Annotated in this window: 23 protein-coding genes, 6 tRNA genes and 1 rRNA gene (1 of these 30 running past the window's edge); 2 read left to right on the top strand and 28 right to left on the bottom strand. The window is 32.7% G+C overall.

The genetic code is table 11. The annotated features are described in order from the left end of the window. Nucleotides 1–230: 230 nt before the first annotated feature. The 8 genes from CCC31_RS12070 to CCC31_RS12035 form a co-directional block, all read right to left on the bottom strand. On the bottom strand, nucleotides 231–1,034 hold the full coding sequence (locus CCC31_RS12070; protein WP_022088078.1) for an aldo/keto reductase: 804 nt from the start codon (nucleotides 1,032–1,034) through the stop codon (nucleotides 231–233). 119 nt (nucleotides 1,035–1,153) lie between these two features. Then, complete coding sequence (locus CCC31_RS12065; protein ID WP_022088077.1) at nucleotides 1,154–3,019, bottom strand: hypothetical protein; 1,866 nt, start codon at nucleotides 3,017–3,019, stop codon at nucleotides 1,154–1,156. Continuing rightward, nucleotides 3,012–5,915: a glycosyl hydrolase family 28-related protein gene (locus CCC31_RS12060; protein WP_290851813.1), complete on the bottom strand. Its 2,904-nt coding sequence runs from the start codon at nucleotides 5,913–5,915 to the stop codon at nucleotides 3,012–3,014. Before CCC31_RS12060 ends, CCC31_RS12065 begins: the two co-directional genes overlap by 8 nt. 244 nt (nucleotides 5,916–6,159) lie before the next feature. Then, nucleotides 6,160–8,025, bottom strand: coding sequence for an ABC transporter ATP-binding protein (locus CCC31_RS12055; protein WP_290851811.1), 1,866 nt, complete (start codon nucleotides 8,023–8,025; stop codon nucleotides 6,160–6,162). Beyond that, complete coding sequence (locus tag CCC31_RS12050; protein WP_290851809.1) at nucleotides 8,018–10,282, bottom strand: ABC transporter ATP-binding protein; 2,265 nt, start codon at nucleotides 10,280–10,282, stop codon at nucleotides 8,018–8,020. Before CCC31_RS12050 ends, CCC31_RS12055 begins: the two co-directional genes overlap by 8 nt. Nucleotide 10,283: 1 nt before the next feature. Beyond that, nucleotides 10,284–10,754: a MarR family transcriptional regulator gene (locus CCC31_RS12045; protein ID WP_290851807.1), complete on the bottom strand. Its 471-nt coding sequence runs from the start codon at nucleotides 10,752–10,754 to the stop codon at nucleotides 10,284–10,286. Nucleotides 10,755–10,903: 149 nt separating this feature from the next. After that, the gene (locus CCC31_RS12040; protein WP_147586678.1) at nucleotides 10,904–11,212 is read right to left on the bottom strand and encodes a GIY-YIG nuclease family protein; all 309 of its coding nucleotides are present in this window, start codon (nucleotides 11,210–11,212) and stop codon (nucleotides 10,904–10,906) included. Nucleotide 11,213: 1 nt separating this feature from the next. Further along, nucleotides 11,214–12,578: an MATE family efflux transporter gene (locus tag CCC31_RS12035; RefSeq protein WP_147586677.1), complete on the bottom strand. Its 1,365-nt coding sequence runs from the start codon at nucleotides 12,576–12,578 to the stop codon at nucleotides 11,214–11,216. Nucleotides 12,579–12,963: 385 nt separating this feature from the next. Between CCC31_RS12035 and CCC31_RS12030 the strand changes: the two genes are divergently transcribed. Then, complete coding sequence (locus CCC31_RS12030; protein WP_147586676.1) at nucleotides 12,964–14,487, top strand: 4Fe-4S dicluster domain-containing protein; 1,524 nt, start codon at nucleotides 12,964–12,966, stop codon at nucleotides 14,485–14,487. 166 nt (nucleotides 14,488–14,653) lie between these two features. Beyond that, nucleotides 14,654–14,959 carry a thioredoxin gene (trxA, locus tag CCC31_RS12025; protein ID WP_022088069.1) on the top strand — a complete coding sequence of 102 codons (306 nt, stop codon included), beginning with the start codon at nucleotides 14,654–14,656 and terminating at the stop codon, nucleotides 14,957–14,959. 83 nt (nucleotides 14,960–15,042) lie between these two features. Here the strand turns inward: trxA and CCC31_RS12020 are convergent, their stop codons facing one another. The 20 genes from CCC31_RS12020 to CCC31_RS11920 form a co-directional block, all read right to left on the bottom strand. Next, a complete protein-coding gene (locus CCC31_RS12020) occupies nucleotides 15,043–15,291 on the bottom strand; it encodes a glycoside hydrolase family 30 beta sandwich domain-containing protein (RefSeq protein ID WP_022088068.1) in 249 nt (82 codons plus the stop codon). Between the two features lie 154 nt (nucleotides 15,292–15,445). Next, on the bottom strand, nucleotides 15,446–16,435 hold the full coding sequence (locus tag CCC31_RS12010; protein WP_117910395.1) for a 2-hydroxyacid dehydrogenase: 990 nt from the start codon (nucleotides 16,433–16,435) through the stop codon (nucleotides 15,446–15,448). A gap of 340 nt (nucleotides 16,436–16,775) precedes the next feature. After that, nucleotides 16,776–17,075 carry a hypothetical protein gene (locus tag CCC31_RS12005; protein WP_022088241.1) on the bottom strand — a complete coding sequence of 100 codons (300 nt, stop codon included), beginning with the start codon at nucleotides 17,073–17,075 and terminating at the stop codon, nucleotides 16,776–16,778. 13 nt (nucleotides 17,076–17,088) lie between these two features. Continuing rightward, nucleotides 17,089–17,706, bottom strand: a complete 618-nt coding sequence (locus CCC31_RS12000; protein ID WP_117910396.1) for a hypothetical protein — start codon at nucleotides 17,704–17,706, stop codon at nucleotides 17,089–17,091. Beyond that, nucleotides 17,687–18,238: a hypothetical protein gene (locus tag CCC31_RS11995; protein WP_290851800.1), complete on the bottom strand. Its 552-nt coding sequence runs from the start codon at nucleotides 18,236–18,238 to the stop codon at nucleotides 17,687–17,689. Before CCC31_RS11995 ends, CCC31_RS12000 begins: the two co-directional genes overlap by 20 nt. Next, nucleotides 18,235–18,753, bottom strand: coding sequence for a sigma-70 family RNA polymerase sigma factor (locus CCC31_RS11990; protein WP_290851798.1), 519 nt, complete (start codon nucleotides 18,751–18,753; stop codon nucleotides 18,235–18,237). The genes CCC31_RS11995 and CCC31_RS11990 overlap by 4 nt, the downstream gene beginning before the upstream one ends. 380 nt (nucleotides 18,754–19,133) lie before the next feature. Beyond that, on the bottom strand, nucleotides 19,134–19,544 hold the full coding sequence (locus tag CCC31_RS11985) for a hypothetical protein (protein ID WP_260979128.1): 411 nt from the start codon (nucleotides 19,542–19,544) through the stop codon (nucleotides 19,134–19,136). A gap of 38 nt (nucleotides 19,545–19,582) precedes the next feature. Beyond that, nucleotides 19,583–19,852: a winged helix-turn-helix domain-containing protein gene (locus tag CCC31_RS11980; RefSeq protein ID WP_260979129.1), complete on the bottom strand. Its 270-nt coding sequence runs from the start codon at nucleotides 19,850–19,852 to the stop codon at nucleotides 19,583–19,585. A gap of 471 nt (nucleotides 19,853–20,323) precedes the next feature. Beyond that, entirely contained in the window at nucleotides 20,324–21,664 is a 1,341-nt protein-coding gene (locus CCC31_RS11975) for an AAA family ATPase (RefSeq protein ID WP_260979130.1), read from the bottom strand. Between the two features lie 185 nt (nucleotides 21,665–21,849). Next, a complete protein-coding gene (locus CCC31_RS11970; RefSeq protein WP_158574541.1) occupies nucleotides 21,850–22,023 on the bottom strand; it encodes a hypothetical protein in 174 nt (57 codons plus the stop codon). 144 nt (nucleotides 22,024–22,167) lie between these two features. Further along, nucleotides 22,168–22,563: a 30S ribosomal protein S9 gene (rpsI, locus tag CCC31_RS11965; RefSeq protein ID WP_022088247.1), complete on the bottom strand. Its 396-nt coding sequence runs from the start codon at nucleotides 22,561–22,563 to the stop codon at nucleotides 22,168–22,170. A 23-nt stretch (nucleotides 22,564–22,586) separates the two neighbouring features. Further along, the gene (gene rplM / locus CCC31_RS11960) at nucleotides 22,587–23,015 is read right to left on the bottom strand and encodes a 50S ribosomal protein L13 (RefSeq protein ID WP_022088248.1); all 429 of its coding nucleotides are present in this window, start codon (nucleotides 23,013–23,015) and stop codon (nucleotides 22,587–22,589) included. Nucleotides 23,016–23,315: 300 nt separating this feature from the next. Continuing rightward, nucleotides 23,316–23,765: a DUF3592 domain-containing protein gene (locus tag CCC31_RS11955; protein WP_260979131.1), complete on the bottom strand. Its 450-nt coding sequence runs from the start codon at nucleotides 23,763–23,765 to the stop codon at nucleotides 23,316–23,318. Nucleotides 23,766–23,835: 70 nt separating this feature from the next. After that, nucleotides 23,836–23,919 (bottom strand) — tRNA-Leu (locus CCC31_RS11950). A gap of 22 nt (nucleotides 23,920–23,941) precedes the next feature. Beyond that, nucleotides 23,942–24,014 (bottom strand) — tRNA-Val (locus tag CCC31_RS11945). 31 nt (nucleotides 24,015–24,045) lie between these two features. After that, nucleotides 24,046–24,119: transfer RNA gene (locus tag CCC31_RS11940), tRNA-Ile, on the bottom strand. 5 nt (nucleotides 24,120–24,124) lie between these two features. Beyond that, a tRNA-Thr gene (locus CCC31_RS11935) sits at nucleotides 24,125–24,197 on the bottom strand. A 46-nt stretch (nucleotides 24,198–24,243) separates the two neighbouring features. Continuing rightward, nucleotides 24,244–24,315 (bottom strand) — tRNA-Glu (locus CCC31_RS11930). Nucleotides 24,316–24,352: 37 nt separating this feature from the next. Beyond that, a tRNA-Asn gene (locus CCC31_RS11925) sits at nucleotides 24,353–24,424 on the bottom strand. A 108-nt stretch (nucleotides 24,425–24,532) separates the two neighbouring features. Then, a 23S ribosomal RNA gene (locus CCC31_RS11920) occupies nucleotides 24,533–25,610 on the bottom strand (it continues 1,810 nt past the right edge of the window).

The raw sequence follows: 25,610 nt of genomic DNA, 5'->3' as shown, positions 1-25,610 counted from the left end.
ATATTTTGCTGTTAGAACCTTTGGTTCTAAGCAAAATCCGCTGTCAATTTGAACCGGCGGTGACAAATGCCTTTAGTTAATATCACAAACCCTCACGTAAGACCATCAAATAGATTGACAAACCATCAAAAACTTCGATTACCCAATTTTAGTTCTAACTCTTTTAGGTTCAGTTAATTAACCTTAAGTGTATCATAGGATTTTTCTATGATTTTGTGTTATTTCTATATTTATTTTTTGTCTAAATATTCCATATCTTCTTTTGTTAATTCAAAATCTACTTTTGAATTTTCTATTATACGTTCTTTCTTTGTAGATTTAGGAATTACAACATTGCCTTTTTGTAACGAATATCTTATACACACCTGTGGTATTGTAACACCATATTTTCTTGCAATTACTTCTATATATTTGTCATTTACAATATTTCCTGTTGCAAGCGGAGAATATGACATTATCTGCATATTATATTTATTGCAAAATTCAATCGTCTCTTCCTGTCTGTTACCTATATGGAAGCAGATTTGATTTACCATTGGTACTATCTTAGCAATTTCTAACACCGGCTCTAAATGCTGTTTTGCAAAATTTGATACTCCGATACTCTTAGCTTCGTTTGCTTCATAAATTTCTTCCATAGCCTGCCAGCTTGCTATGTTTCCTTCTGTACAGTCTTTTCCCCACTCATCCCACGGCCAAGGTGCATGTATTAGATACAAATCAATATATCCTAAATTAAGTGTTTCCATTGATTTGTTAAAGCATTCTTTAGCAATATCATAGCCTTTACATTCGGCAGGAAGTTTTGTAGTTATAAATATTTCTTCTCTTGGTATTCCTGAATTTCTTACTGCTTTGCCAACACTTTCTTCATTGCCATATGCTGCTGCGGTATCAATATGTCTATATCCTGTTTCTAAAGCATATGAAACAGCATCGTATGTGTCTTTTCCATTTGGTATCTGCCATGTACCTAATCCTAATTTAGGAATCTTTACTCCATTTTGCAGTACATAACATTCATCAAGTATCATTTCTTTTCCTCCTTTATTTATTAATAATCTCTCGGAGTCTCTAAGCCAGTAAAATCAAGACTTCCCGATTCCCTTTTTATTAAAGCCTCCACTTTAATTCCATTATTTTGCTGGTATGATTACTCAAGATTCCGAGAGACCATATTATTCTGTTCTCCATTTTCATATTCCACTATTCTTGCTGTTGCGCCGGATGATTTTACTCCGTATCCACTGTTATTGATTACATGTTCTATTCCCGGATGTCCATTTAACATAACGGTTACCGTGTTATGTAATTTTACTCCTTCAATATCAGGGACCTCTACTGCTCTATCTATTGTAATAGTAGCATCTCTATTGTAACTATATACACCTACGCCATAACTTTCAAATGTTAATACATTATCTCCCACTTTTAATGACGCAAATCCATTTACTTTACCATTATTGCTCATAAATTCACTTTGATTTGGAACATCATAAGGTATCTCACTTTGATAGAAGTATAATCTTCCACCATTTCCATCCCATATTGTCTGGTATTCCTGAAAATGTTCTACAAACAATCCGTACATAATTACATTATCACCATGAATTACAGCACCATTTTTTGCTGTATTTTTGTCCCATGCCACATTATCTCCATGATCTGCTCTCCATACCCATAAATTGTCGCCAATAACGTCATTACTGTTTACTGTAATACAATTTTCAACTTTTCCTTCGTAGCTTGAGCCTCCAACTCTAAAGTATACATCACTTAAAGTTGTAGGGTTTGCTCCATGAGAAACATCGCTCTTTTTTGCACCTACTTCAAGCAATGTATCTGACTCTTTTTCACCTGCTTCAAATAACACTCCTGCTATTTTCACCCCGTCAACATCTGCTATTTTCATTGCTTTATTTCCATTGACAGATACAATTGTTGCCATTCCCATTCCATATACTATTGTATCGCTATTTTTAACATTTAACGGTTTATTTATTTCATAAATTCCAGGCGTTAGTAATAAATTTTTGCCTGCTGCTAAAGCCTCATTAATTGTATCTGCATCATCCGTATTTGGATTTGCGATGTAGAATTTATTTAAGCTGACAAATTTACCCTTTGTTCCACTTTCCCATGATACTCCAACAGCATCTGTCCTAAGTTCAGGAACAATAACTCCGTATCCATATTCTTCATCATATGTAAGGTATGGCTTTTCCTGAATAACAGGTGTAGTCTGCACTTTTGTATATGGCGAATACGGCCATGTTCCTGCCGGAGTTCTTACAGTATCAATCCCAACAAAAACCATATTCCAAACTCCGCCATCCCACAATCTCCAAAAATCATTTCTTGTAAGATACTGCTGCTGTGAACCTGATGAAACTGTTCCATTTGAATAGCAGTCAGCCATAAATCCACCACTTGACCACCCTTCTCCATCACTGAGAACCATTCCATCATTAAACTTCATTCTTCTAAGTGAAACCGCCTGTGAATTTGCCCACATACAATATTCATTTACTGAAAAATTCTCTGCACTTCTCCAGAAATTGCATGTTGCATTATGATACATCCAGTCAGCGTTGACCCACAACTTGTTAATATTTGTATCTGTAGGTAAAACTCCAAGTCCTGATACCTGTGTGTAATAACCAACATTTACAGATAATGCTGTATCATATGCACCCGGTTTAAATAAAATTGCATATCTCTCTTTTCCGAACTGATTTGTTTCCTGTTTTTTATAAATTTCATCTACTTTAGACTGAATTTCATTTTTATCATCTTCCGGAGAAAATACATATGTATTTTCTCCAAATACTGTAGCATCTTTTACAGGTTCACCATCACTTTCATAGTCAATCACATTTTCTATTTTTTCTTCTGTCTGTGCCTCAGTAACATTTTGTGTTGCATTCTTTTTAGCTGTTTTGTTTTCACTTTCTCCACATCCCCACAATAACATCGATGCAAGTGCTGCTGTTACTGCAATATAAACCTTTCTATTCATCATTCTCCTCCAAATCAATTTTTGCCACATAAATTCCATCCCTTGCAGTTATAAATAAAACGTCTTTATTTTCTCCACCTATATCAAATGTAGACGTTCTTGATTCTACATGGATAGATTTTATAAATTTACCATCTCTATATATTTTTACGTCGTCATCACCAACTAAAATATTATTCTTATTTTTTCTAACGCAATAATCTCCCTCTTCAATTATAACTTCAGGATTTTTAAGATAACCATTTTTATCAACTGTACACTCAAATACTCTTTTATACATCTCATCAATTGAATACATTTTTTCTCCACATGATGAAATTGATAAATTATTGCTTCTTATTAAGTCATAGTGATTTGGTATTATTGTCTTTTTGTCCATTGCTATCCAAGCTTTTTCAGGCTTATATCCTAAAACTTCTTTATAATCTGAACCATCTCTCCATCTATTACCCGGATATATAACTCTATCAGGTTCTATTTTGCCCATTTCCACCATATCTAATGGTTGCATTTCTCCATTATCATCTAACGTAAATACTATTGTATAAGCATCTCTGTTGTACCAAAATCCATATGAAGTACCATATGAGTCCGAAGGCAAAATATTTTCCTGTTTTTTTCCATCTACTGTAGCATTCTTTGGAATCACATATTCTCCAACAATTATTATTCTGTCATTTGTATCAAATCCTACAGAATTAATTTTATAAGGTGATTCAAATATTTCAGTAAGTTTATAATCTTTTCCATCTACACAATAAATTTTCTTATCAAGACTGTCTACAAAATAGAAATCACCTTTTTGATTACAAATCCCTCCGTCAGGGAATCTGAATCCACTATATAATTTTTGTGGTTCATTAGTTTTAGTTATTCTAATATTTCTGCCAATATTTCCCTTTATATCAATCTTTGTTGCCTGCCATGTTCTTATTTCTACATTTGAGTTTACATCCAAAAGATAATTATCGATTGTGTATTTCATTTGTGAGAAATTATGTGCATTTATAAATGAAATATTTTTGCAGTCAAATGTTTTTACACAATAATCGTAAGGCTTATTTACAAATATTGTTCTAAAATGATATGTCATTGCAAATGTAATATCTTCACAATTATGTAGTTCTATTGGTCTTGCAAATTCGCCTTCTGCCACTTCCTCTTCTGTCTGTATTCCATAGATTGTCCAGTTCTTAACATTATTCATCAACAATTCATGTCTACAATGATGCTCAAGTGACATACAATAAATCTTTCCCGGTGTATCAGTATTTTCGATAGTTATTCCTGCTGTTACATAAGGACTTGCAGACCACACATCCTTAATTACTCCGCCACCATTAACGACTATTGATGGATACTGATAATCCCACATACGCTCAGGATTACTGTCTGCAGTTCTTGTTGAGTTATAAGGCATTTCAAACGCTCCTGTACCTTTAACAAGATTTCCATGTCCACCAAACATTTTTACATCATTAATATATGAATCAATATCGCCGTTCCACTTAAGTCCTATTGCTCTTGGATTTTTTCCACCTGTTTCTATTCCTATACCAAATAATATGTTGCTTTTTCCACTTTCAATAAATGCTATACCTTTTCCATATCCGGTAAATCTTTCTGCATTATCTTTAAGTATAAATTTAGTAGAAACAGGATTAAGTCCAATAATAACTGTATCATCTTTTAATTTGATAGTATCTGTAAGCAAATATTCTCCCTGTGGGAAATAAAGATATGTATACTTTTCAATTAACTCCTTAAGAACCTTTGTATCATCCGTAACTCCATCTCCAATAAGACCATTTTTCTTAACATTTATCCACTGTTTTACTTCAGGTAAAGTCTTTAAATCTGTATCTAAAACACTATAGTTAATTTGCTTTTCTTCTATATATAATATATCTTTAATTTGTTTTTCAGGATACTCATCACTTGCTGTTATTCCATGTATATATTCATTTATATGTGCACAATCATATTTATTATCTATTGTATTTTCTGTATCCTTATAACTTACGATAACATTGCATTTTTCTAAATAGCAATTCTTTACATAAATACTTGTTAACGAATTATTTTCTAATGCAATATTCAATAATTTATCCACATTTTTAAATATAGAATCTTCTACATATAATTTTTCAAAAAATCCATCCTGTACCTCTACAAACTGTGGCACATTTTTCACATCAGTTCTTACTATTGTAAGACCTGCCTCTCTTGTAAAAATAGCTGCTTTTTTCTGATTTTCAAATTTTGTATCTACCATTACAAATGGCCATCCCGGAGAACACTTTGTAGTGATTATTCCATAATTTCCACCTACAATTTCTATATCCTCCATTTCATTTCCCACATCATATATTCCTGCCATTCCTGAATTGACGTTAATTGTAATGTGAGCTAAAAAAGCATGTTGTGCATAATGTGTCCTAAAAGCTACCGCATAATCATTTTCTCTACCTAAGTTAATATTAACATTAGACATTGCACTATAGAAAGTTCCCGGATTAGCATCATTTGCATTCACATTTGTCCCTTCCGTTACAACTCTGTCCACAAACCAGAACAAATATCTAAAATGACCTTTATCATCTTCCTTTGATATATTAAAATTTAATGCATTATCCTTTAATATAAATTCAGGTCTTTTTTCTCCATATCCGATTATTCTTACTGCCTTTGGAATATAAATTGTCTTACTTAACAGATATTTTCCTTCAGGAACAAATACAATTCCATAACCGTATTCTTCTACAACCATATTAACTGCTTTTTGCAGTTCATCTGATACATCCACTATTCCATCATTACTAATATTAAAATGGTCTGCGTCAAAATATATCGCAGACTCATCCTCTATTTTCCCCGTATAAAAACTTGTTTTCATAACAAATACCTCATATTTCTCAATAATATATGTATTCTTGTTAAAATACTTTATTCTTTTTTATTGAAACAATTTTATCAGATATTTTTGTTAAAATCAACATTAATTGATTAAATCAAAGCATTATTTTTGTGCATTTTTATCATATTTTTATTTAACATTTTTGTAGGCATAAATAGAAGAGCACCACTTTTTTATGATGCTCTTTCATTAAAATTATTCTCTCTTTATCAATCTTCTAAAACTAAGCTGTTTCTTCCTGCTGTGCCCATTGTGAATTGTATAGTTTAGCATAGAATCCATCTTTTTCCATTAATTCGTTATGATTTCCCTGCTCGATTATATCTCCATCTTTCATTACAAGAATTAAATCGGCATTCTTTATAGTTGAAAGTCTGTGGGCAATTACAAAACTTGTTCTGCCTTTAAGCATATTATTCATACCACGCTGAATTCTTTGTTCTGTTCTTGTATCTACTGAAGATGTTGCTTCATCTAATATCATAATCGGATTATCTGCGAGTATAGCTCTTGCAATTGTAATAAGCTGTTTCTGTCCCTGTGATATGTTACTTGCTTCTTCATTTAATTCCATTTTATATCCATCCGGAAGAGTTCTGATGAAATGGTCTGCGTGAGCTTTCTTAGCTGCTGCAATTACTTCTTCATCTGTTGCGTCTAATCTGCCATAACGGATATTTTCCATAATTGTTCCTTTAAATAACCATGTATCCTGAAGAACCATTCCAAATTCCTGTCTAAGTTCGCCTCGGTTAAAATCTTTGACATTATGTCCGTCAATAAGAATCTGCCCCTTATTTACATCATAGAATCTCATTAATAATTTAACAATTGTAGTCTTTCCTGCTCCGGTAGGACCAACTATTGCTATCTGTTGTCCTTCCTTAATATCAGCACTAAAATCATTAATTATAGTCTGATTTTCATTGTATCCAAAGTTTACATGATCAAATGTAACATTTCCTTTAACAGTGTTTATATCTACAGGATTTGCTACGAATTGGTCTTCTTCTTCCTCGTCTAAGAATTCAAATACTCTCTCAGCTGCTGCTGCCATACTCTGCATCATATTTGAAACCTGTGCCACCTGCTGAATTGGCTGTGTAAAATTCTTTACGTATTGGATAAACGCCTGAATATCACCAATTTCAATTTTTCCATTTATAGCAAGATAAGCACCCGAAATTGCAACACCAACATAACCTAAATTTCCAACAAACTGCATTATAGGCATCATTAATCCTGAGAAAAACTGAGATTTCCAAGCTGATTTATAAAGGATTTCATTTGTATCATGAAATTCTTTCTTTACAGTTTCTTCTTTATTAAACGCCTTTACAATATGATGACCACTATATACTTCTTCTACCTGACCATTTATATGACCTAAATATTCCTGCTGACTCTTAAAGTATTTCTGTGAATGTTTAATTACAAAACTAATTAATAAGATACTTACAGGTAATGTAGTAAGTGTAATAAGTGTCATCGGTACACTTATTGTTATCATCATAATAAATACACCGATTAATGTACTTATAGATGTAATTAACTGTGTTATACTTTGATTTAATCCATTTCCTAATGTATCTACATCATTTGTAATTCTTGATAAAACTTCACCGTATGTTCTACTTTCAAAATATTTGAGTGGCATTCTATTTATTTTTTCTGAAATTTCTTTTCTCATACGGTAACAGATTTTCTGTGTTATACCCGTCATTACAAATCCCTGAATAAGATTGAATACACAACTAACTCCATATAATAACAAAACAATTATAAGTATCTTTCCAACATATCCAAAATCAATTCCACCTTTTCCGGATATCTTGTTCATAATTCCTTCTGAAAGTGCTGTTGTCGCTTTACCTAATACCTTAGGTCCTGCAACAGTAAATACAACACTAAACATTGCACAAACCATTACTGCAAATACGCCATATTTATAATTTCCAATATATCGTATTAATTTTCCAATCGTGCCTTTAAAATCTTTAGCCTTTTCACCTGACCCCATTCGGCCGCCGCCCATAGGTCCTCTCATTCTTCTTGGTGGATTTATATTTGTTCTATTTTCATTACTCATCTTTATCCACCTCCTCATTTAAACTTGCTGCCAATTCGGCTTCTGACATCTGAGATGATGCTATCTGCTTATATACCTCACAATTCTTCATTAATTCCTTGTGTGTTCCTTTTCCAACCATCTTTCCATCATCTAAAACAATAATCTGCTTTGCCTGTAATACAGTGCTTATTCTTTGAGCTACAATAATTACTGTACTTTCTTTTACCTTAGGACTCAATGCTTTTCTTAATGCTGCATCAGTCTTAAAGTCTAATGCTGAGAAACTGTCATCAAAAATATATATTCTAGGATTTTTTGCAATTGCTCTTGCAATTGATAAACGCTGTTTCTGTCCTCCTGAAACATTAGTTCCACCCTGTGAAATAGGACTATCATATTTTTCTTCTTTACAATCAATAAATTCTGTTGCCTGAGCAATTGTTGCAGCCTCTAACATTTGTTCATCGGATGCATTCTCTGCTCCATATTTTATATTAGATGCAATTGTTCCTGAAAACAAAATTCCCTTTTGCGGTACATATCCAATATTATCCCTTATTGATTTCTGTGATAACTCTTTTACATCAATTCCATCAATTGTAATCTGTCCCTCTGTTACATCGTAAAATCTAGGAATAAGCTTTGCTACAGTACTCTTACCACTACCTGTACTACCTATAATAGCAGTAGTTTCACCAGGTTTAGCAATAAAATCTATTCCCTCTAAAACATTTGTATCTCCATCAGGATATTTAAAATCAACATTTTTAAATTCTACAATTCCCTTTGGTGCATCTAACATCTTAGCTTCTTTTTTATCTTTTATAGAAACATCTGTATCTAAAACGTCATCTATTCTTTCTGCTGCAACTGTTGCTCTAGGAAGCATAATTGATACCATTGTTATCATAAGGAAAGACATAACTATCTGCATTGTATAGGTAATAAATGCAGTCATAGACCCAACTTCTAAAGCACCCTGATTAATTCTGTGGCTTGCAACCCATTCAATCAATATTGTAATTCCATACATAACCATCATCATAAGTGGCATCATAAATGTCATTACTCTATTTGTAAATAACATTACCTTTGTCAAAGATTTATTTGCAACATCAAATCTTTCTTCTTCTTTCTTTTCTCTGCTAAATGCTCTTATTACAGGAATTCCTGTTAAAATTTCTCTCGAAACAAGGTTTACTCTGTCAACTAAATCCTGCATAATTTTAAACTTAGGCATAGCTAAAGCCATCAATATTGCTACCAAACATAAAAGAGCAGCAACAGCAACTACGATAATCCACTCCATACCTGAGTGTGTTTTTATAACCATTATTATGCCGCCCACAGCAAGAATAGGTGCATAAGCAACCATTCTAAGAAGCATTACACATACCATTTGAATCTGTTGAACATCATTTGTGCTTCTTGTAATTAATGATGCTGTAGAGAACTTATTAATTTCTGCATCAGAAAATTCCAATACTTTATTAAATACTTTTTCTCTTAACTCTTTACCGATTGAAGCTGATACTTTAGATGCGAGGAAACCAACAATAATCGCACTTACAGTCATTAAAAGTGCCATTGCAAGCATTTTTGCTCCTGTACTCCACAAATAACTAACTTGCTTTGTTTCAACATCTACTCCGATTTTTTTGTATTCCTTTTTTACAAATGAAATAGCTGAAGACTGAACAAGAGAATCTCCCATAGAATCAATTGCTGACCCCATTTTATCTCTTACTGTATCTCTTATTAAATCGAAATGAGCTGCCATAAACTGTTCCTGTGTCATAGTTCCATTTTGAACTGCTGCTAAGTCCATCTTAGCCTGATTATCAAGAGAATCCATATCAATTTCTTTCATGTACTCACTCATATCCTGACCAGTATTTTCATTATTGTTCTTCTTGTCCTGTGCCTGAGAAATCATTGAATATACAAGAATTGGTTCTGAAAAAGTCTTATCTAACTTTTCCATGTTTTCTTTTGATTTATCTTTTAACTTATAATTTCCATTACTTTGTTTCTTATATGCAGACTCCCATTTACTTTTTTCTTTATCAGTCATCCACATTGCAATTCCCTGATAACTTTCTTCTGAAATTTTCTCCGGTGTTGCATATTCAATTCCTGAATTATTAATACCTGTATCAATTAATGATGCTGTATAATCAGGTAAAGACAGGTCGCACATAGCCTGTATAAACAAAAATGCTATTATTGTAAATACCATTGGCATATGCCCCTTGAAATTTTTAAAAAATCTCATCTTAATTCTCCTTTTCTTTTTTTAATGTCTTGCCTTCTTCAAGTATAGCTGCATAAAATTTTTCCTGAAAATTCAAATATTGCTGTAATTCTTCTTCAGTAAAATGTGAAAATACTCTTTCAAAATATCCTTCCACATCCTTTTTTTTCTTTTCTACAAGTTCATTGCCTTTTTTTGACAATTTTATTAATGTATTCCTTCTATTATCAGAATCTACTTCTCTTACTATATATCCTTTATTTTCCAAACTTTTTAGTGTTCTTGAAATAGACTGCATTGACACATGCAATCCTTCTGCAAGTTCTGATACATTGACTGATTTATTTTCCATTTTTTCTGATTTAACAAGCCAAAATATTATACTGCCTTCCATTCTTGAAATATCATCAGATAATTTTGGATGATGAAACTTTCTGAATTTCATCATTCCTTTTATGGCCTTTTCTACAAGTTCCTTATTGTACTCGCTCATTTCATCCTGTCACCTCCAAGCTTAATTAGACTTTAGCAATAAAAAAATAAACGCCGTTTACATTTAACAATGTTAACTATAAACAGTGTTTATTATTTTACTCATATTTTTTAATCTGTCAACAACTTAATTCAAAATTTAACTAATTGTTAATATTTCTTACTATATTTTTTTACATCGATTCTATCACCCATAATAGAATCCATTCTCGTATCATCTTTTATAAGAATCTCTTTTTGTGCTTTGCTTAGTTGTTTAATCCAATATTCTAATTTAGATGCAAGTGCTTTATTTTCTGTCTGCCAAGCAGCTTCAAGTTTTAAAGCCACATGACTTCTTGTATATTTTGCACTTTTTTCTCCTGCTCCAAAATGTTCTTTCATTCTTCTATCTAAATCCGTAGTTATCCCTGTGTAAATCGAATCGTCTTTACATCTTAACATATAAATATAGTACATTTTATTCTCCCATTTTTCTAAATATTCCTCGTATAACAATTATTGATATAACTGCTGCCCCACCATCTGCTATAGGTGCCGCATACATAATGCCATTTATTCCAAATATCATCGGTAAAACTACTATTAAAGGTAGTAGAAAAATAATCTGTCTTGTAAGTGCAAGAAAAGTTCCCTTCATTGCTTTTCCAATTGCCGTACAAAAAGTTGAAGTTATTGGCTGTATCGCATTTGCAAATGTCATAAACAAAAATATTCTAAAATAATTTGTTGCAAACTGATAATATTCTTTTGTACCATTTCCAAATATACTAATGATATTTCTTGGGAAAACCTGAAACATTATAAAGGCTATCACTGATACTATTGTACCACTTATAACAGCTAGTTTATATGTTTCTTTCACTCTGCTATAATTTTTTGCGCCTATATTAAAACTTGCAATTGGCTGTATTCCCTGCGATAGTCCAATTATCACAGCAAAATAAATTTGATTAACTTTCATTATTATGCCTGCACACGCTAACGGAATTGAATCCCCATAATTTGATAACGCCCCATAGTATGTCAACGATTTATTTAATGTAATTTGAACAATCATTATTGCTATCTGATTGGAAAATGGTGTAACACCTAATGATGCAATTCTTCCAATATATTTTAAAGATGGAATGAAATGTTCTTTCTTTAATCGTACTGTCTTATAGTTTCTTAAATAATTTATTACTAATGCAAATGAAACAAATTGTCCAATAATTGTTGCTAACGCTGCCCCTTTCATTTGCCAATCAAATACCATAACAAACAAATAATCAAGAATTATATTAATTACTGCACCTACAAGATTGCATATCATAGAAAAATCAGGGCTTCCGTCCGCCCTTATAATATGTCCTCCCCCAAGTCCCATTATAAGAAATGGTATTCCAATTGCCGTAACACCAACGTAATCTTTAGCATATCCTAAAACATTGTCAGGTGCTCCAAAAAATTTTAATAAAGGTGTTAAAAACAATAATATTCCTATAGCTATTATAGTTCCAAGTATCATTATTCCTGTAACAACATTACCTATATAAAATGGGGCTTTTTCTTTATTTCCTTTTCCCATTTCAATATTAAATGCTGCCGCACCACCAATTCCAAATAGTAAACCTAATGCTACACATATTGTACTTACAGGAAAAGCTACATTTGTAGCTGCATTTCCCAACGTCCCAACAGTTCTTCCTATGAAAAACTGATCGACTATATTATAAAAAGAGCTTACAAGCATAGCTACTATACTTGGTATCGCGAATTTACGTAACAACTTACTTATCGGTTCAATCCCTAACGGATTTCTGATTTCACTATTTTCTTCCATTTCTTTATCTCTCTTTTATATTTACTTATATTTTTTCTTTTGTCTTAAAACTATTCGTACAATTTTATCACATATACAAATAACTTTTCCACCATAAAATTATATATATTTCTATGCCTTACCAACTTATTAATATTATTTGTTCAATTTATATATGTTTTTAATGAATTAAGGAATCGTTTTCTACCTATATTTAACTTGTTTTAAATAATTACACTATGTTATAATTTTAGTATGTATTGCTATTGTTTACTAAAGTTCAACATACATAGCAATGTATATATTTAAATCAGACATCATTGCATAAATGATAAAGTTTTTAACTGTAGAGTTTGTCAGATTTAATTAGAATTATTTTAATAAATTACCACGAAAGGATAAAAATATGAGAGGTATATACTCAAATAAAACTGAGATTAGGCATAAAGTATTTACGGAAGTTGCCCGAATGGCATATGAAGGTGGAGATTTCTCACGTATGGAAGAACTACCATATAAGATTATGCCAGGTGAAATTGGTAGCTACTATGACAATATTTTTCTTGAGAGAGCAATTATAGGAGAAAGATTGCGTGCTACTATCGGACTCCCTATAAGAAAAGTATCTGAACATGCTCCTCTTTCGGAAGGTATTGATAAAAGTGCTATTGATGAAAAATACTATGATCCACCACTTATTAATATAATTAAATTTGCATGCCATGCATGTCCTGAAAAACGAATTTTAATAACTAACGGATGTCAGGGTTGTTTAGAACATCCTTGTATTGAAGTATGTCCTAAAAAAGCTATTCATATGGAAAACGGTCGTTCTATTATTGATCAGGATAAATGTATTAAATGTGGTAAATGTGTTTCAGCATGTCCTTATAATGCCATTATTAAACAGGAACGTCCTTGTGCAAAAGCATGTGGAATGAACGCTATCAAATCAGATGAATATGGACGTGCAGATATTGATTATGAACAATGTGTATCTTGTGGAATGTGTCTTGTAAGTTGCCCATTTAGTGCAATTGTCGATAAAAGCCAGATATTCCAGACTGTTCTTGCACTTAAGAGTGACACGCCAATATATGCAGCAATAGCCCCATCATTTGTAAATCAGTTTGGCGGTGCTGTTACATCTGCACAGGTACGCGCTGCTTTAAAAGCTGTTGGATTTGAAGATATGATTGAAGTTGCTGTTGGTGCAGACTTATGTGCAATTCAGGAAGCTGAAGATTTCCTTGAAGAAGTACCTGAAAAGATTCCTTTTATGGGAACAAGTTGTTGTCCGGCATGGTCTGTAATGGCGAAAAAGACTTTCCCTGAATATGCAAATTGTATTTCAATGGCACTTACACCAATGGTTTTAACAGGTCGTATGATTAAAAAAGACCATCCGGATTGTAAGGTTGTTTTTATAGGGCCATGTGCTGCTAAAAAACTTGAAGCAAGCAGACGAAGTGTTAGAAGTGATGTTGATTTTGTTCTTACATTTGAAGAACTTATGGGAATATTTGATGCTAAATCAATTGAATTTTCTGAATTAGAAGTTGAAGAGGAACTCCAGACATCTTCTGCTGATGGTAAAGGATTTGCTGCTAGTGGCGGTGTTGCTAATGCTGTAAAAAATGTTATTAAGAAAATTGATCCTGATAAAGAAGTCAATGTTGTCAGTGCACAAGGACTTGCAGAGTGTAAAAAAATGCTTACTTTAGCAAAAGCAGGAAAATACAATGGATATTTATTAGAAGGAATGGCATGTCCCGGTGGTTGTGTAGGCGGTGCCGGAGTTTTAAGTGATGCTAAAAGAGCTGAAATAAAATTAAAGCAGGAAATGGCTAACTCACAATTAAAAAATTCTTCTGAAACATATTATGTTGATTATTTGAAATTAATTACTGAAGAAGATGCTGATAAATAATTATCATGTTATTTTATATATTATCTTAATACAATTTTTATTTTATATACTAATAATTTTAACAAAAATGTGTATAATCATTATATGATGAAAGGCTAAAATAGATAACACATCTAATTATCTTTCTATCATCATTATGCAAACTTTAGATAAAGGAGGCTTTAATATGGAATTAGAAATTACAACTGAAAACTTTGATGAATTAGTATTAAACAGTGACAAAACTGTACTTGTAGATTTTTGGGCTGACTGGTGTGGTCCATGTAAGATGCTCTCACCTGTAATTAAACAGATTGCTGAAGAACGAAATGATATAGTTGTTGGAAAGGTAAATGTTGACGAGCAACCCGGCTTAGGAGTTAAATACAAAATAGCTTCTATTCCAACAGTAATAGTATTTAAAAATGGTGAAATAACAAATAAAAGCATTGGTCTGGTTTCAAAAGCAGAATTATTGTCATTGCTAGATTAATTACAAATTTTCAAAAATACAAAATTAATTTGACCCTCAATCGTTAGATTTTTTCTAACTATCGAGGGTCTTTATTGGATATTCTAATTAATTACTCCTGTCATAATTGACATTGGTGGCATATTTAATTGTGCTACCGTGTCATTAACTCTAATACCGGCAGGTCTACTTTCATTTGTTTTATTTAACACGACTACTACAATGTCTCCATTAGGGTTTTCAAATGATGTAACATCTACATCGTCTGAATATCTGCTAAATGCCACTCTTTTAGCTCCCGGTTTTATGTAATGACTAAAATGATTAATATATGAAAGAGTATTTCTTTCCATTAATTTGTCATCTTTTGTATCGTATAAATACGGTGCATCACAATAATTTCCGACATGATTTGGACCACCCTGTTCATCTAATCCACGTCACTTACATAAATATATCGTTTCTATTAAATTATGCGATATTGGATAAAAAGAAAAATAACATTAATTACATAACTACATTATTTTCTATTAAATTGCCATTCAAATATGACATTGCATTTTCAAATGTAGTAATACTTATCGATTCTAAAGCTTCATTAGTCAAAAATCCCTGATGCGAGGTAACTATAACATTTGGAAAAGATAATAGTCTTGCAGTAATAGAAGTTTCTAAAATATCATCTTCTCTGTTTTCAAATACATTATTTGTTTCTTCTTCATATACATCTAATCCTACACTGAAAAACTTTTTGTCTCTAATTCCATGTATTAAATCTTCTGTTTTAATTAAGGCTCCTCTTGATGTGTTTACAAGAATAACTCCATCCTTCATTTTTGCTATACTACTTTTATTTATCATATGATAAGACTCTTCTGTAAGTGGACAGTGCAATGAAATTAAGTCGCTGTCATTTAATAACTTATCTAATTCCAGATATTCTACAAAATCTAATTCGGGATTTTTATACAAATCATATGCAATAACTTTCATTCCAAATCCTCTGCATATTCTGCACATCGTTGCTCCTATTTTTCCTGTTCCTATTATTCCTGCTATCTTTCCATGCAAATTTGTTCCTGTAAGTCCTGTAAGACTAAAATTATTTTCTCTAACCTTTATATAACTTTTATGAATTCTTCTGCTCGAAGCTAAAGCCAAAGCCATTGCATGTTCCGCAACTGCTTCAGGTGAATATCCCGGGACTCTCATAACTGTTATATTTTTCTTTTTTGCTTCTTCTAAATCTACATTATTAAATCCCGCACATCTTAATAAAACAAGTTCAACGCCATTTTTACTTAGACAATCTATTGTTTCTTTTCCTACATCCGAACTTACAAATGCACAGATTGCCTTATACCCTTTTGCTAAATTTGCAGTTTTTGAATTAATATCTGTATCTGTATATTCAATTTCTATTTCCGGATATTTTTCCGTAACTTTTTCAAATGAATCCCTATCATATTTTTTTGTATCATAAAATAATATTCTCATAATTATCTCATGTCTCCTTCTTAATTGATTTTATTATCTAGTATTTTCATTTTTTTTCATAATATACAACACTAAAAAGACAAGCATCCAAATTACTTATGCTACAACAAAAGACTTACTTAAACTTTACCAGCTATTAAACCTGACAATTAATTTGTAAATTAATCTGAAAATTAATTATTTGCTTATTAGCAAAATAACTAAATATAGCCGGTCGTTTGCATCCCCGACCGGTTATATTTAAAATTTACTTTTATTTACCTTTTACAATACATTTAAAATATCTTATACTAAAACACTTCTTTATATTTAACCTATTAGCCTCAAATAATATTACACATTACAACTGAATATATTGAGGATAATTGTCCATCAAAAATTCCACACCTGCCATCCCCATCGCAAATAGGATAAGAAAACATATCATAAACATTCCACCAATATCATACTTGAAATGTTTGTCATTAAATCTTAAAGTATAATATATAATTTCTCCTCCTAACATAATCAGCATAATTGGCCACATATGAAAAATAAATGCATAATTAAAACTTTTAAATATTGTTTTAATTAAAAATAACACACCAAAAAGTATCAGGCTTATTCCAAATGTAAATGTACCTACTCTTCTTTCCTTCATTTCTTATTCCCCCTTAATCGCTTAATATTTCATCATTTGCTTCTTTTTCATTTTCAATAAAATTATCTTCAATAATTTCTGAATCGCCATCTAACTTTGTATTATCTATACTTACATTTTCTTCGTATATTGATTTTCTTTTTCCTTTAATTAAATAAATTCCAGCTCCAATTATTAACACTGAAAATACTAATTTAGGTAACGCATATCTAATTAATCCAAATACAGTATTATCTAAATCTATTCCTAACTGATAGCAAAAACTAATCGCACCATTATACAAGGAATTTATTCCTATAAGTATTAATATCACTGCTGCTATAATTCTTACTTTTTTAACATTAAATTTAAGTTCATCCGTGTTCTTGATTATTAACCAATCATCCTCTAATTTTGAAAACTCATCCGCTGACAATGAATTTTTATTTAATGCATCAAAAAAAGCATAAAACCATATAACAGGAAGTGCAAATGCAATTGCATCAACTCCAATCAAAGAAATAATAGCACAACATCCCATAAATATGGACATTAAACTAATTCCCTGTTTAAAAAATCCTAAATACATCTGACCTGCTCCAGGTATACATGCCAGGCAAAAATTACAAAATTTACTTCTTTGCTTTTTCATCTTTATACACTCCTTTATCAAATTCTAAATTTTCGGCTATTCCTCCGGATATATTTTTCATTCCGGCTCCTATCTTTTCCGTAGACTGCTGTAACATTCTCGATATCGAAAATTTGTTATTTAACTGTTTCATTGTTTCTATTTTAGTTCCGACTAAATTTGGCTTAATTGAATCCATATTAAGCACCATAAGTACAGCAATTCCGACAGCAGCAACAACCTTTGAGCTATACAAAATAAGTTCTGTTTTCCTATTTTTATATTTGTTTAACGGAATAATATTTGCTTTTGTCTTATGTATTTCACCGTTTGTTTTTATAATTTTCTGATTTTTTTCATCATTTATTTTTTCTTTTATTTCATATTTTAAATTATCAGTTGGTGAAATTAACTCCTCAACAGGAAAAAGATTTGCAAATTTTTCTGCACATACCAAGCACTGTGACACGTGATTTAACAAATTGATTTCTTCATTTTGTTCTAATTTGTGATTATAATATGAAATTATTTCTTCATCTTTTAAATGATTCATCGCAGTTCCTCCTTATCCCATTGTGTTCTAAGAACTTTTCTTACTCTCCTTATCTGAGTTTGCACCGTATGTACATTAGCATTTATATGTTCTGCTATTTCCTTAGCCGTTTTCCCTTTATAAAAATATTCATAGGCAACGGTTTTATATGGTTCTTTAAGTCTATTACAGCATTTTTCTAATTGTTCCATAACAACTATTTCCATAACTTGCTTCTCTGCTGAATCAACCGGTGGGCTTCCTCTTTCAAGTTCTTCATCCTCACTTGGCATTGTTCTTCTCTCAGCTCTTTTCAAATGGTCCAGACACTTATTTGTAGCTATCCTTGTAATGTATGCTTTTTCATTTTTCTCATCAAAGGATTCCATAACTTTGTAAACTGAAATAAAGGTTTCCTGTGTTAAATCCTGAGCATCAAAATAATTATTCGTCATTCGATAGCATATTGAAAAAACCAATTTCTCATATTTAGTTAATAAATCTTCAAAATAACTATTTTGATATATCTCTTCCAAAATTTAGCACTCCTTTCCTTATTTACCCCTCTATAATATATAACGATTTAGCAAAACAAAAGTATTCAATTTTTTTATTTTTATTTAAATAAACTTTAGTTGAAATTTTATTTTGAGTTGAATGGGTTAAATTATTTTACAAATATTAAAATCTGCGAACAAAAAATGTCTGATATTTGATATATACCATTTTAACTGATTGCTTAGTAATGATGATATACTTCCTTGTTCTCAGACATCTTTTTATAAATAACTTTATACTATTAAAAATATTAAATTGTAATCCTTTTAAATAATTTTCCTTCTTTATTATTTCATTCAATCTGCTTAACATGTCTTTCTATGACGTATAATCCACGCAATACTAGGCATACATATTTTCACTTTTGCTCTTTAATATAAGCATCCGCTAATAACAAATATTCATCCAATCTTCCAGTTTTATTTTCTGTAATAGGATTAATATCTACTTCAATATTACCAATCTTCATTTTAGATTCATTAAGAATATTAAACAAAGTGTCTTCTCGTATACTCCCTATGTACTCTAAAATCACATCCAAATCTGAGTTACTATTTTCTATTCCTTTACAACGGCTTCCATAGATTGTAACACTAACGATATTCACATCCAGACTATTTTTATTAATTTTTTCCTGAATATAATCTGATACAACATTCTCAATTTCTTCTGCGCTCATTCCATCAATATAATGAAACTTTTCATTTGTCCTAGCCTTAAACTTTGTTACTACCTCTGATGTTGCCACCTCAATTTCATTTCTATACATTCTGCAATACATCTCTTTCTCTACAATACTATCTTATATTAAAAATTATTAAATAGATTACATATGGAAGTTGCATTTTCTTGTTGAATTTCAAAACGTTGCAAAACATTTTCTTTACAACTTGTCAATGCCCACAATCCTGGTTTTAATCTAAAAAACTCCGTATTATCCTGAACGATTCTTCGAATTGTAGCATCAGGTGTTTTTGTTCTCCAATCAGAAGTGTCTACAATTCTATTTAATTGTTGAAATGTTGCATACCCACCATTTCTCTCCATTGCTAAATAAACCTGTTCTTTTTGTGTCATAATTACACCTCTACTACATTATATTTGTAAATGCTATTTACTAATTTTTTAATAATTGGTTCTTTCTAATAATACACCTAATAACTACAAAGTTTGTATAATTTTTATTATTATCTCATACTTGCCTAAAAATCATTATACTATATCATTAACACAACTATCAAATAAAAACACCCTAGGACAAAGTCCTGAGGTGTAATATACTTTTCTGAAACACCTTGAGGCGTTCTTGATTGTAAAATTGATTATCTATTTGAGAGCGTTTGTAGAGCGTGAAAAGCCCTTAGATTGGGGATTTGTGTCTGGAAGTGTTACATATCTGTTGTATGCGTAACACTACACACACATTTCCAGAACTGCTTATTACTCTACGGCTTTAACCATTTGCTACTTGATGAGTATATATTTTTTTCTGTATTGTTTCAGTAAGACAAATAGAAATTAATACGTTTCTACAAAAAATAAAACTCTTTATAAAAACGGTACCATATACACCGGGATATAATAAATTCCGTTTTCCCATTTGTAATCCTTTGTATGGACAACATATTTGTTGCATATACGATTACTAAACTTGTTGCAAAATACATCAAGTGATTTATGTGTTCTATAATTGCCGGATTTCACCTCTAATGGACATATCTTATCTTTAACCGAAGTTAAAAAATCAATCTCATACAAATGATTTGAAGTTTTACTTTCCATCGTGTAATAAAATAAATTATTACCTTTTGCTATTAGCATCTGTGCCACAACATTTTCATAGACATATCCTAAATTTACATCCAGTTTATCCGAAAGTAACTTATTATAAATAATATTCTCCGTATATTTTTTATCCTTAAATGCCAAAGTTATAAATAGACCGACATCAGAATTAAACAATTTATATCGTCCTGCATCCTTTTCCAATGCCATTCCCACATCAGGATTATTAGCATGATATGCAATATTTACAGTGTACGAACTGAGCATATCAGGAATCAGCTCTCTTACCTTCTCAGAGCGAACCCCCTCTCTTGCACTTGACAGAATATATCTTGATGCATTACCACTAAGATTAGCAGGTATGGCATCATAAATATCTCCAGCAAGACCGGTTCCATCTATCTTTACAAAATCTTCTTCATATAAGTCTACAATTTCTCTTTTAGTTTCATCAACCAATTGCAAATTATTTTTCTCTATATACGTTTCTATGGCCTGTGGCATTCCACCAACAAGCATATACAATCTGAATATCCGCATCAGGTTTCTATGCATTGCATTCCCAGCAGGCTTTTTGTTCTTTATAAGATGCCTTATTGTTTCCGCTGATACCTCATCTCCTATTGCCCATAAGAACTCCTCAAAATCCATAGGAAACATAGATATTTTATGTTCTTCGCTTGGAATCAAAATATCCTTTGTATTCTTTTTTATTGATAATAAAGAGCCTGTTTCAATATACTTATATCTTCCATCCGCAACGAGATATTTAATTGCCTGTCTAGCCTTTGGAAATAACTGAACTTCATCAAAAATAATTACCGACTCTTTCTCATATAACCTGATTCCCATTAACTGCTGCAATTGCAAAAAGAAAAAATCCAGATCATACGTGTCATCAAATAGGTCAATAATTGCCTTACTTGTATGAGCAAAGTCAATGAGAATATATGATTTAAACTCTTTTTTTGCAAATTCCTCTGCAATAGTTGATTTACCGACTCGTCTTGCCCCCTTTATCAAGAGTGCGTATTTATCGCTTCTGTTCTCTTTCCACTCATATATTTCATCGTATATTTTTCTTTTAAAAACTGGTTTATCCATGCATAAATCCACCTTTCCACCACAAGTATAACGCAAATCCCCATTCATGTAAACCAAAATTACGGTCAAATCCCCATTAATTTTCTCGCATTTTTTACCCATATCCCCTTTCGTTTTCTTAACTATTAGATTTTAGTCTATTTCTTCATTTTCTTATTATGCACAGGTAAAGTTCTTTCTAATCGTTATATATACCGGTATACTCTGTACTTTGCCATCACAACCAGATATCCGTTATCCCACTCAACTACTTTCGTATATCTTTCCAATTTGTCAGAAGTGATAAAACAAATTCTTTGGTTATTAAATTCAAAAATTGTATACTTTCCATAATTAGTAAGCATTGCATAATCTTTCATTTAAATCACTACTATCAAATAATCTCTTTTAACATTATATTTTATATAATACCACAGTTATCATAAAAAACACCCCAGGACAAAGTCCTGAGGTGTAATATACTTTTCTGAAACGCCCTGAGGCGTTCTTGATTGTAAAATTGACTATCTCTTTGAGAACTGTGGTGCTCTACGAGCTGCTTTGAGACCTGGTTTCTTTCTTTCTTTCATTCTTGGATCTCTTGTTAAGAATCCAGCTTTCTTAAGAATTGGTCTGTAAGCATCTGAATCAACTTCTAATAAAGCTCTTGAGATACCGTGTCTGATGGCACCAGCCTGTCCTGTGTATCCACCACCGTGTACACTTACGATTACGTCAAACTTATCTAAAGCATCAATAGCGTTTAATGGCTGACGTACGATAACTTTTAATGTATCTAAACCGAAGTATTCATCGATACTTCTCTTGTTGATTGTGATATTTCCTTTACCAGGCATTAAATATACTCTAGCAACACTGCTCTTTCTTCTACCTGTTCCATAATACTTTTCTACTGCCATTGTTTATTTCCTCCTTTCAGTCACTAAAATGTTAATACTTCTGGCTTCTGAGCTGCATGTGGATGCTCATTTCCAGCGTAAACATAAAGTTTTTTGTACATTTCTCTTCCTAAAGGTCCCTTTGGAAGCATGCCTTTAACTGCGAGTTCAATAACTGTTTCAGGTTTCTTTTCTAATTTTTCCTTAAGAGTAACTTCCTTCATTCCTCCTACATAATCTGAATGATGGTAGTACATCTTCTGTTCTAATTTCTTACCTGTTACTGCAATCTTTTCTGCATTTATAACTATTACATAATCACCAGTATCAATGTGTGGTGTGAACTGTGGTTTGTTCTTACCTCTTAATACTTTAGCGATTTCTGATGATAAACGACCTAATGTATATCCTGTAGCATCAACTACATACCATTTTCTTTCAATTGTTGATGGACTTGCCATATATGTTTTCATTGGTTTACCTCCTGAAATATTCTTCATTCTTATTAAATAAATATATGTTAAATGCTTCACCGGGGCTAATGGCTGAGCATTAAACCTACGCATTACACGCCATACTAAAATAGTATAGCGTAACAATATTTTACTGTCAACACATTTTTTAATTTATCTATGTATTTATCTGCTATTTATCTGCGTACTCTATGAATCATTTTTACTAATTTATCTGCGTGCCAACCTAATTTTTAATATCTTAATTTAATTCATATAACCTTATGTTTTATATCATCTTTCTATGGCACATTAAATAATTTACTTGTAAAGTATAAATATTAAAACTGTAGATACTAAAGCAATACCTATTAAAAATGCTCCGACTATGGTAAACACTTTTGCTAAAATATGGGGTAACTTATCATCTTTTATATAATATTCACTACATTTTTGTGGATTATAATATATTTCCACGTTCTGCCCTTTTTTATATCTTGGTTTACCACTACCATAAGCTGATTCTTTTGTAATTGTAACATCACCTACATGATATTCAAATACAGGATAATAACCTGAACCTTTAACACTATCACTATTATAACTTTTATGTTTAACAACGTCCTTTACAATACCATATGTTTTTAAAATACATCTTTTTTCTTTTTTATTTATGTGCCTAAACATTAATAGCCCTATTAGAAAAAATATAAAACCTATTAAACTAAATATCCCGGAAAAGAGAATTATACTTAACCATTTATTATTCATATAACCACCCATACATTTCTTTACTTTAATTTTCTATATAAAAAAACAAGCAACCTAAGTTGCTTGTCTATGCCGGCGACCGGAATCGAACCGGTACGATATTGCTACCACAGGATTTTAAGTCCTGCGCGTCTGCCAGTTCCGCCACGCCGGCTTCCTCAGGCTTTTCGCCTTGATGGGACCTACAGGGCTCGAACCTGTGACCCCCTGCTTGTAAGGCAGGTGCTCTCCCAGCTGAGCTAAGATCCCTTGCTGTTTTCTTCTTTTCTTTTGAGTTCAATGGACCTGCGGGGACTCGAACCCAGGACCGACCGGTTATGAGCCGGTTGCTCTAACCAACTGAGCTACAGGTCCAAAAAAGCCGATGAACGGACTCGAACCGTTAACCTGCTGATTACAAATCAGCTGCTCTGCCAATTGAGCCACATCGGCATGTCTTTGCTTTCTTGTTTCCTTTTTCTGTTTCTTCTATCTTTAATGACTCCAAGGGGATTTGAACCCCTGTTACCGCCGTGAAAGGGCGGTGTCTTAACCGCTTGACCATGGAGCCTCATTTCTTCTCTGTTTACTTCCTTATACAATAAAAACTCCCCGAGTAGGGCTCGAACCTACAACCCCTCGGTTAACAGCCGAGTGCTCTACCATTGAGCTATCGAGGATTATTTCTTTTTTCTTTTTCTGTTTTGATTATACATTCAAAACTGCACACCAACTAATCTTCCAATCTCTTTCCTTCCTTGGATAACTTTTCCTCAAATTCCTTCCTTATGGTTAAGCCCTCGACCTATTAGTATCAGTCAGCTGCACGTGTTACCACGCTTCCACCTCTGACCTATCAACCTTGTAGTCTTCAAGGGGTCTTACTACTTTCGTATGGGATATCTCATCTTGAGGGGGGCTTCACGCTTAGATGCCTTCAGCGTTTATCCCTTCCAAACTTGGCTACTCTGCCATGCATTTGGTAATGCAACAGATACACCAGAGGTTCGTCCATCCCGGTCCTCTCGTACTAAGGACAGCTCCTCTCAAATATCCTACGCCCACGCCGGATAGGGACCGAACTGTCTCACGACGTTCTGAACCCAGCTCGCGTACCGCTTTAATGGGCGAACAGCCCAACCCTTGGGACCTACTACAGCCCCAGGATGCGATGAGCCGACATCGAGGTGCCAAACCACTCCGTCGATGTGAACTCTTGGGAGTGATAAGCCTGTTATCCCCAGGGTAGCTTTTATCCGTTGAGCGATGGCAATCCCACTTTATACCACCGGATCACTAAGTCCTACTTTCGTACCTGCTCCACCCGTCGGTGTCGCAGTCAAGCTCCCTTATGCCTTTGCACTCTGCGAATGGTTTCCGACCATTCTGAGGGAACCTTTGAGCGCCTCCGATACCCTTTCGGAGGCGACCGCCCCAGTCAAACTCCCCACCTGACATTGTCCACCAGCCGGTTCACGGCTGCATGTTAGAAACCCAATACTGCAAGGGTGGTATCCCAAGGGCGACTCCTCGCAAACTGGCGTTCACGTCTCCTAGTCTCCCACCTATCCTGTACATGCAATATCGAATCCCAGTATCAAGCTAGAGTAAAGCTCCATGGGGTCTTTCCGTCCTGACGCAGGTAACCAGCATCTTCACTGGTACTTCAATTTCACCGGATGCATTGTCGAGACAGTGCCCAAATCATTACGCCTTTCGTGCGGGTCGGAACTTACCCGACAAGGAATTTCGCTACCTTAGGACCGTTATAGTTACGGCCGCCGTTTACTGGGGCTTAAATTCAAAGCTTCGCTTATGCTAACCTCTCCTCTTAACCTTCCAGCACCGGGCAGGCGTCAGCCCATA

It is taken from the genome of Eubacterium sp. LMAG:50 (genome assembly GCF_008680265.1).
In the GTDB taxonomy this organism is placed as follows: domain Bacteria; phylum Bacillota; class Clostridia; order Lachnospirales; family Lachnospiraceae; genus Eubacterium_U; species Eubacterium_U album.
This window is presented reverse-complemented; position numbering and strand designations above follow the sequence as displayed.

Excerpts from the sequence above, each read along its gene's own strand:
- CCC31_RS12070 (WP_022088078.1), bottom strand. The coding sequence starts at position 1,034 with ATGATACTTGATGAATGTTATGTACTGCAAAATGGAGTAAAGATTCCT.
- CCC31_RS12065 (WP_022088077.1), bottom strand. The coding sequence starts at position 3,019 with ATGAATAGAAAGGTTTATATTGCAGTAACAGCAGCACTTGCATCGATG.
- CCC31_RS12060 (WP_290851813.1), bottom strand. The coding sequence starts at position 5,915 with ATGAAAACAAGTTTTTATACGGGGAAAATAGAGGATGAGTCTGCGATA.
- CCC31_RS12055 (WP_290851811.1), bottom strand. The coding sequence starts at position 8,025 with ATGAGTAATGAAAATAGAACAAATATAAATCCACCAAGAAGAATGAGA.
- CCC31_RS12050 (WP_290851809.1), bottom strand. The coding sequence starts at position 10,282 with ATGAGATTTTTTAAAAATTTCAAGGGGCATATGCCAATGGTATTTACA.
- CCC31_RS12045 (WP_290851807.1), bottom strand. The coding sequence starts at position 10,754 with ATGAGCGAGTACAATAAGGAACTTGTAGAAAAGGCCATAAAAGGAATG.
- CCC31_RS12040 (WP_147586678.1), bottom strand. The coding sequence starts at position 11,212 with ATGTACTATATTTATATGTTAAGATGTAAAGACGATTCGATTTACACA.
- CCC31_RS12035 (WP_147586677.1), bottom strand. The coding sequence starts at position 12,578 with ATGGAAGAAAATAGTGAAATCAGAAATCCGTTAGGGATTGAACCGATA.
- CCC31_RS12030 (WP_147586676.1), top strand. The coding sequence starts at position 12,964 with ATGAGAGGTATATACTCAAATAAAACTGAGATTAGGCATAAAGTATTT.
- trxA (WP_022088069.1), top strand. The coding sequence starts at position 14,654 with ATGGAATTAGAAATTACAACTGAAAACTTTGATGAATTAGTATTAAAC.
- CCC31_RS12020 (WP_022088068.1), bottom strand. The coding sequence starts at position 15,291 with ATGGAAAGAAATACTCTTTCATATATTAATCATTTTAGTCATTACATA.
- CCC31_RS12010 (WP_117910395.1), bottom strand. The coding sequence starts at position 16,435 with ATGAGAATATTATTTTATGATACAAAAAAATATGATAGGGATTCATTT.
- CCC31_RS12005 (WP_022088241.1), bottom strand. The coding sequence starts at position 17,075 with ATGAAGGAAAGAAGAGTAGGTACATTTACATTTGGAATAAGCCTGATA.
- CCC31_RS12000 (WP_117910396.1), bottom strand. The coding sequence starts at position 17,706 with ATGAAAAAGCAAAGAAGTAAATTTTGTAATTTTTGCCTGGCATGTATA.
- CCC31_RS11995 (WP_290851800.1), bottom strand. The coding sequence starts at position 18,238 with ATGAATCATTTAAAAGATGAAGAAATAATTTCATATTATAATCACAAA.
- CCC31_RS11985 (WP_260979128.1), bottom strand. The coding sequence starts at position 19,544 with ATGTATAGAAATGAAATTGAGGTGGCAACATCAGAGGTAGTAACAAAG.
- CCC31_RS11980 (WP_260979129.1), bottom strand. The coding sequence starts at position 19,852 with ATGACACAAAAAGAACAGGTTTATTTAGCAATGGAGAGAAATGGTGGG.
- CCC31_RS11975 (WP_260979130.1), bottom strand. The coding sequence starts at position 21,664 with ATGGATAAACCAGTTTTTAAAAGAAAAATATACGATGAAATATATGAG.
- CCC31_RS11970 (WP_158574541.1), bottom strand. The coding sequence starts at position 22,023 with ATGAAAGATTATGCAATGCTTACTAATTATGGAAAGTATACAATTTTT.
- rpsI (WP_022088247.1), bottom strand. The coding sequence starts at position 22,563 with ATGGCAGTAGAAAAGTATTATGGAACAGGTAGAAGAAAGAGCAGTGTT.
- rplM (WP_022088248.1), bottom strand. The coding sequence starts at position 23,015 with ATGAAAACATATATGGCAAGTCCATCAACAATTGAAAGAAAATGGTAT.
- CCC31_RS11955 (WP_260979131.1), bottom strand. The coding sequence starts at position 23,765 with ATGAATAATAAATGGTTAAGTATAATTCTCTTTTCCGGGATATTTAGT.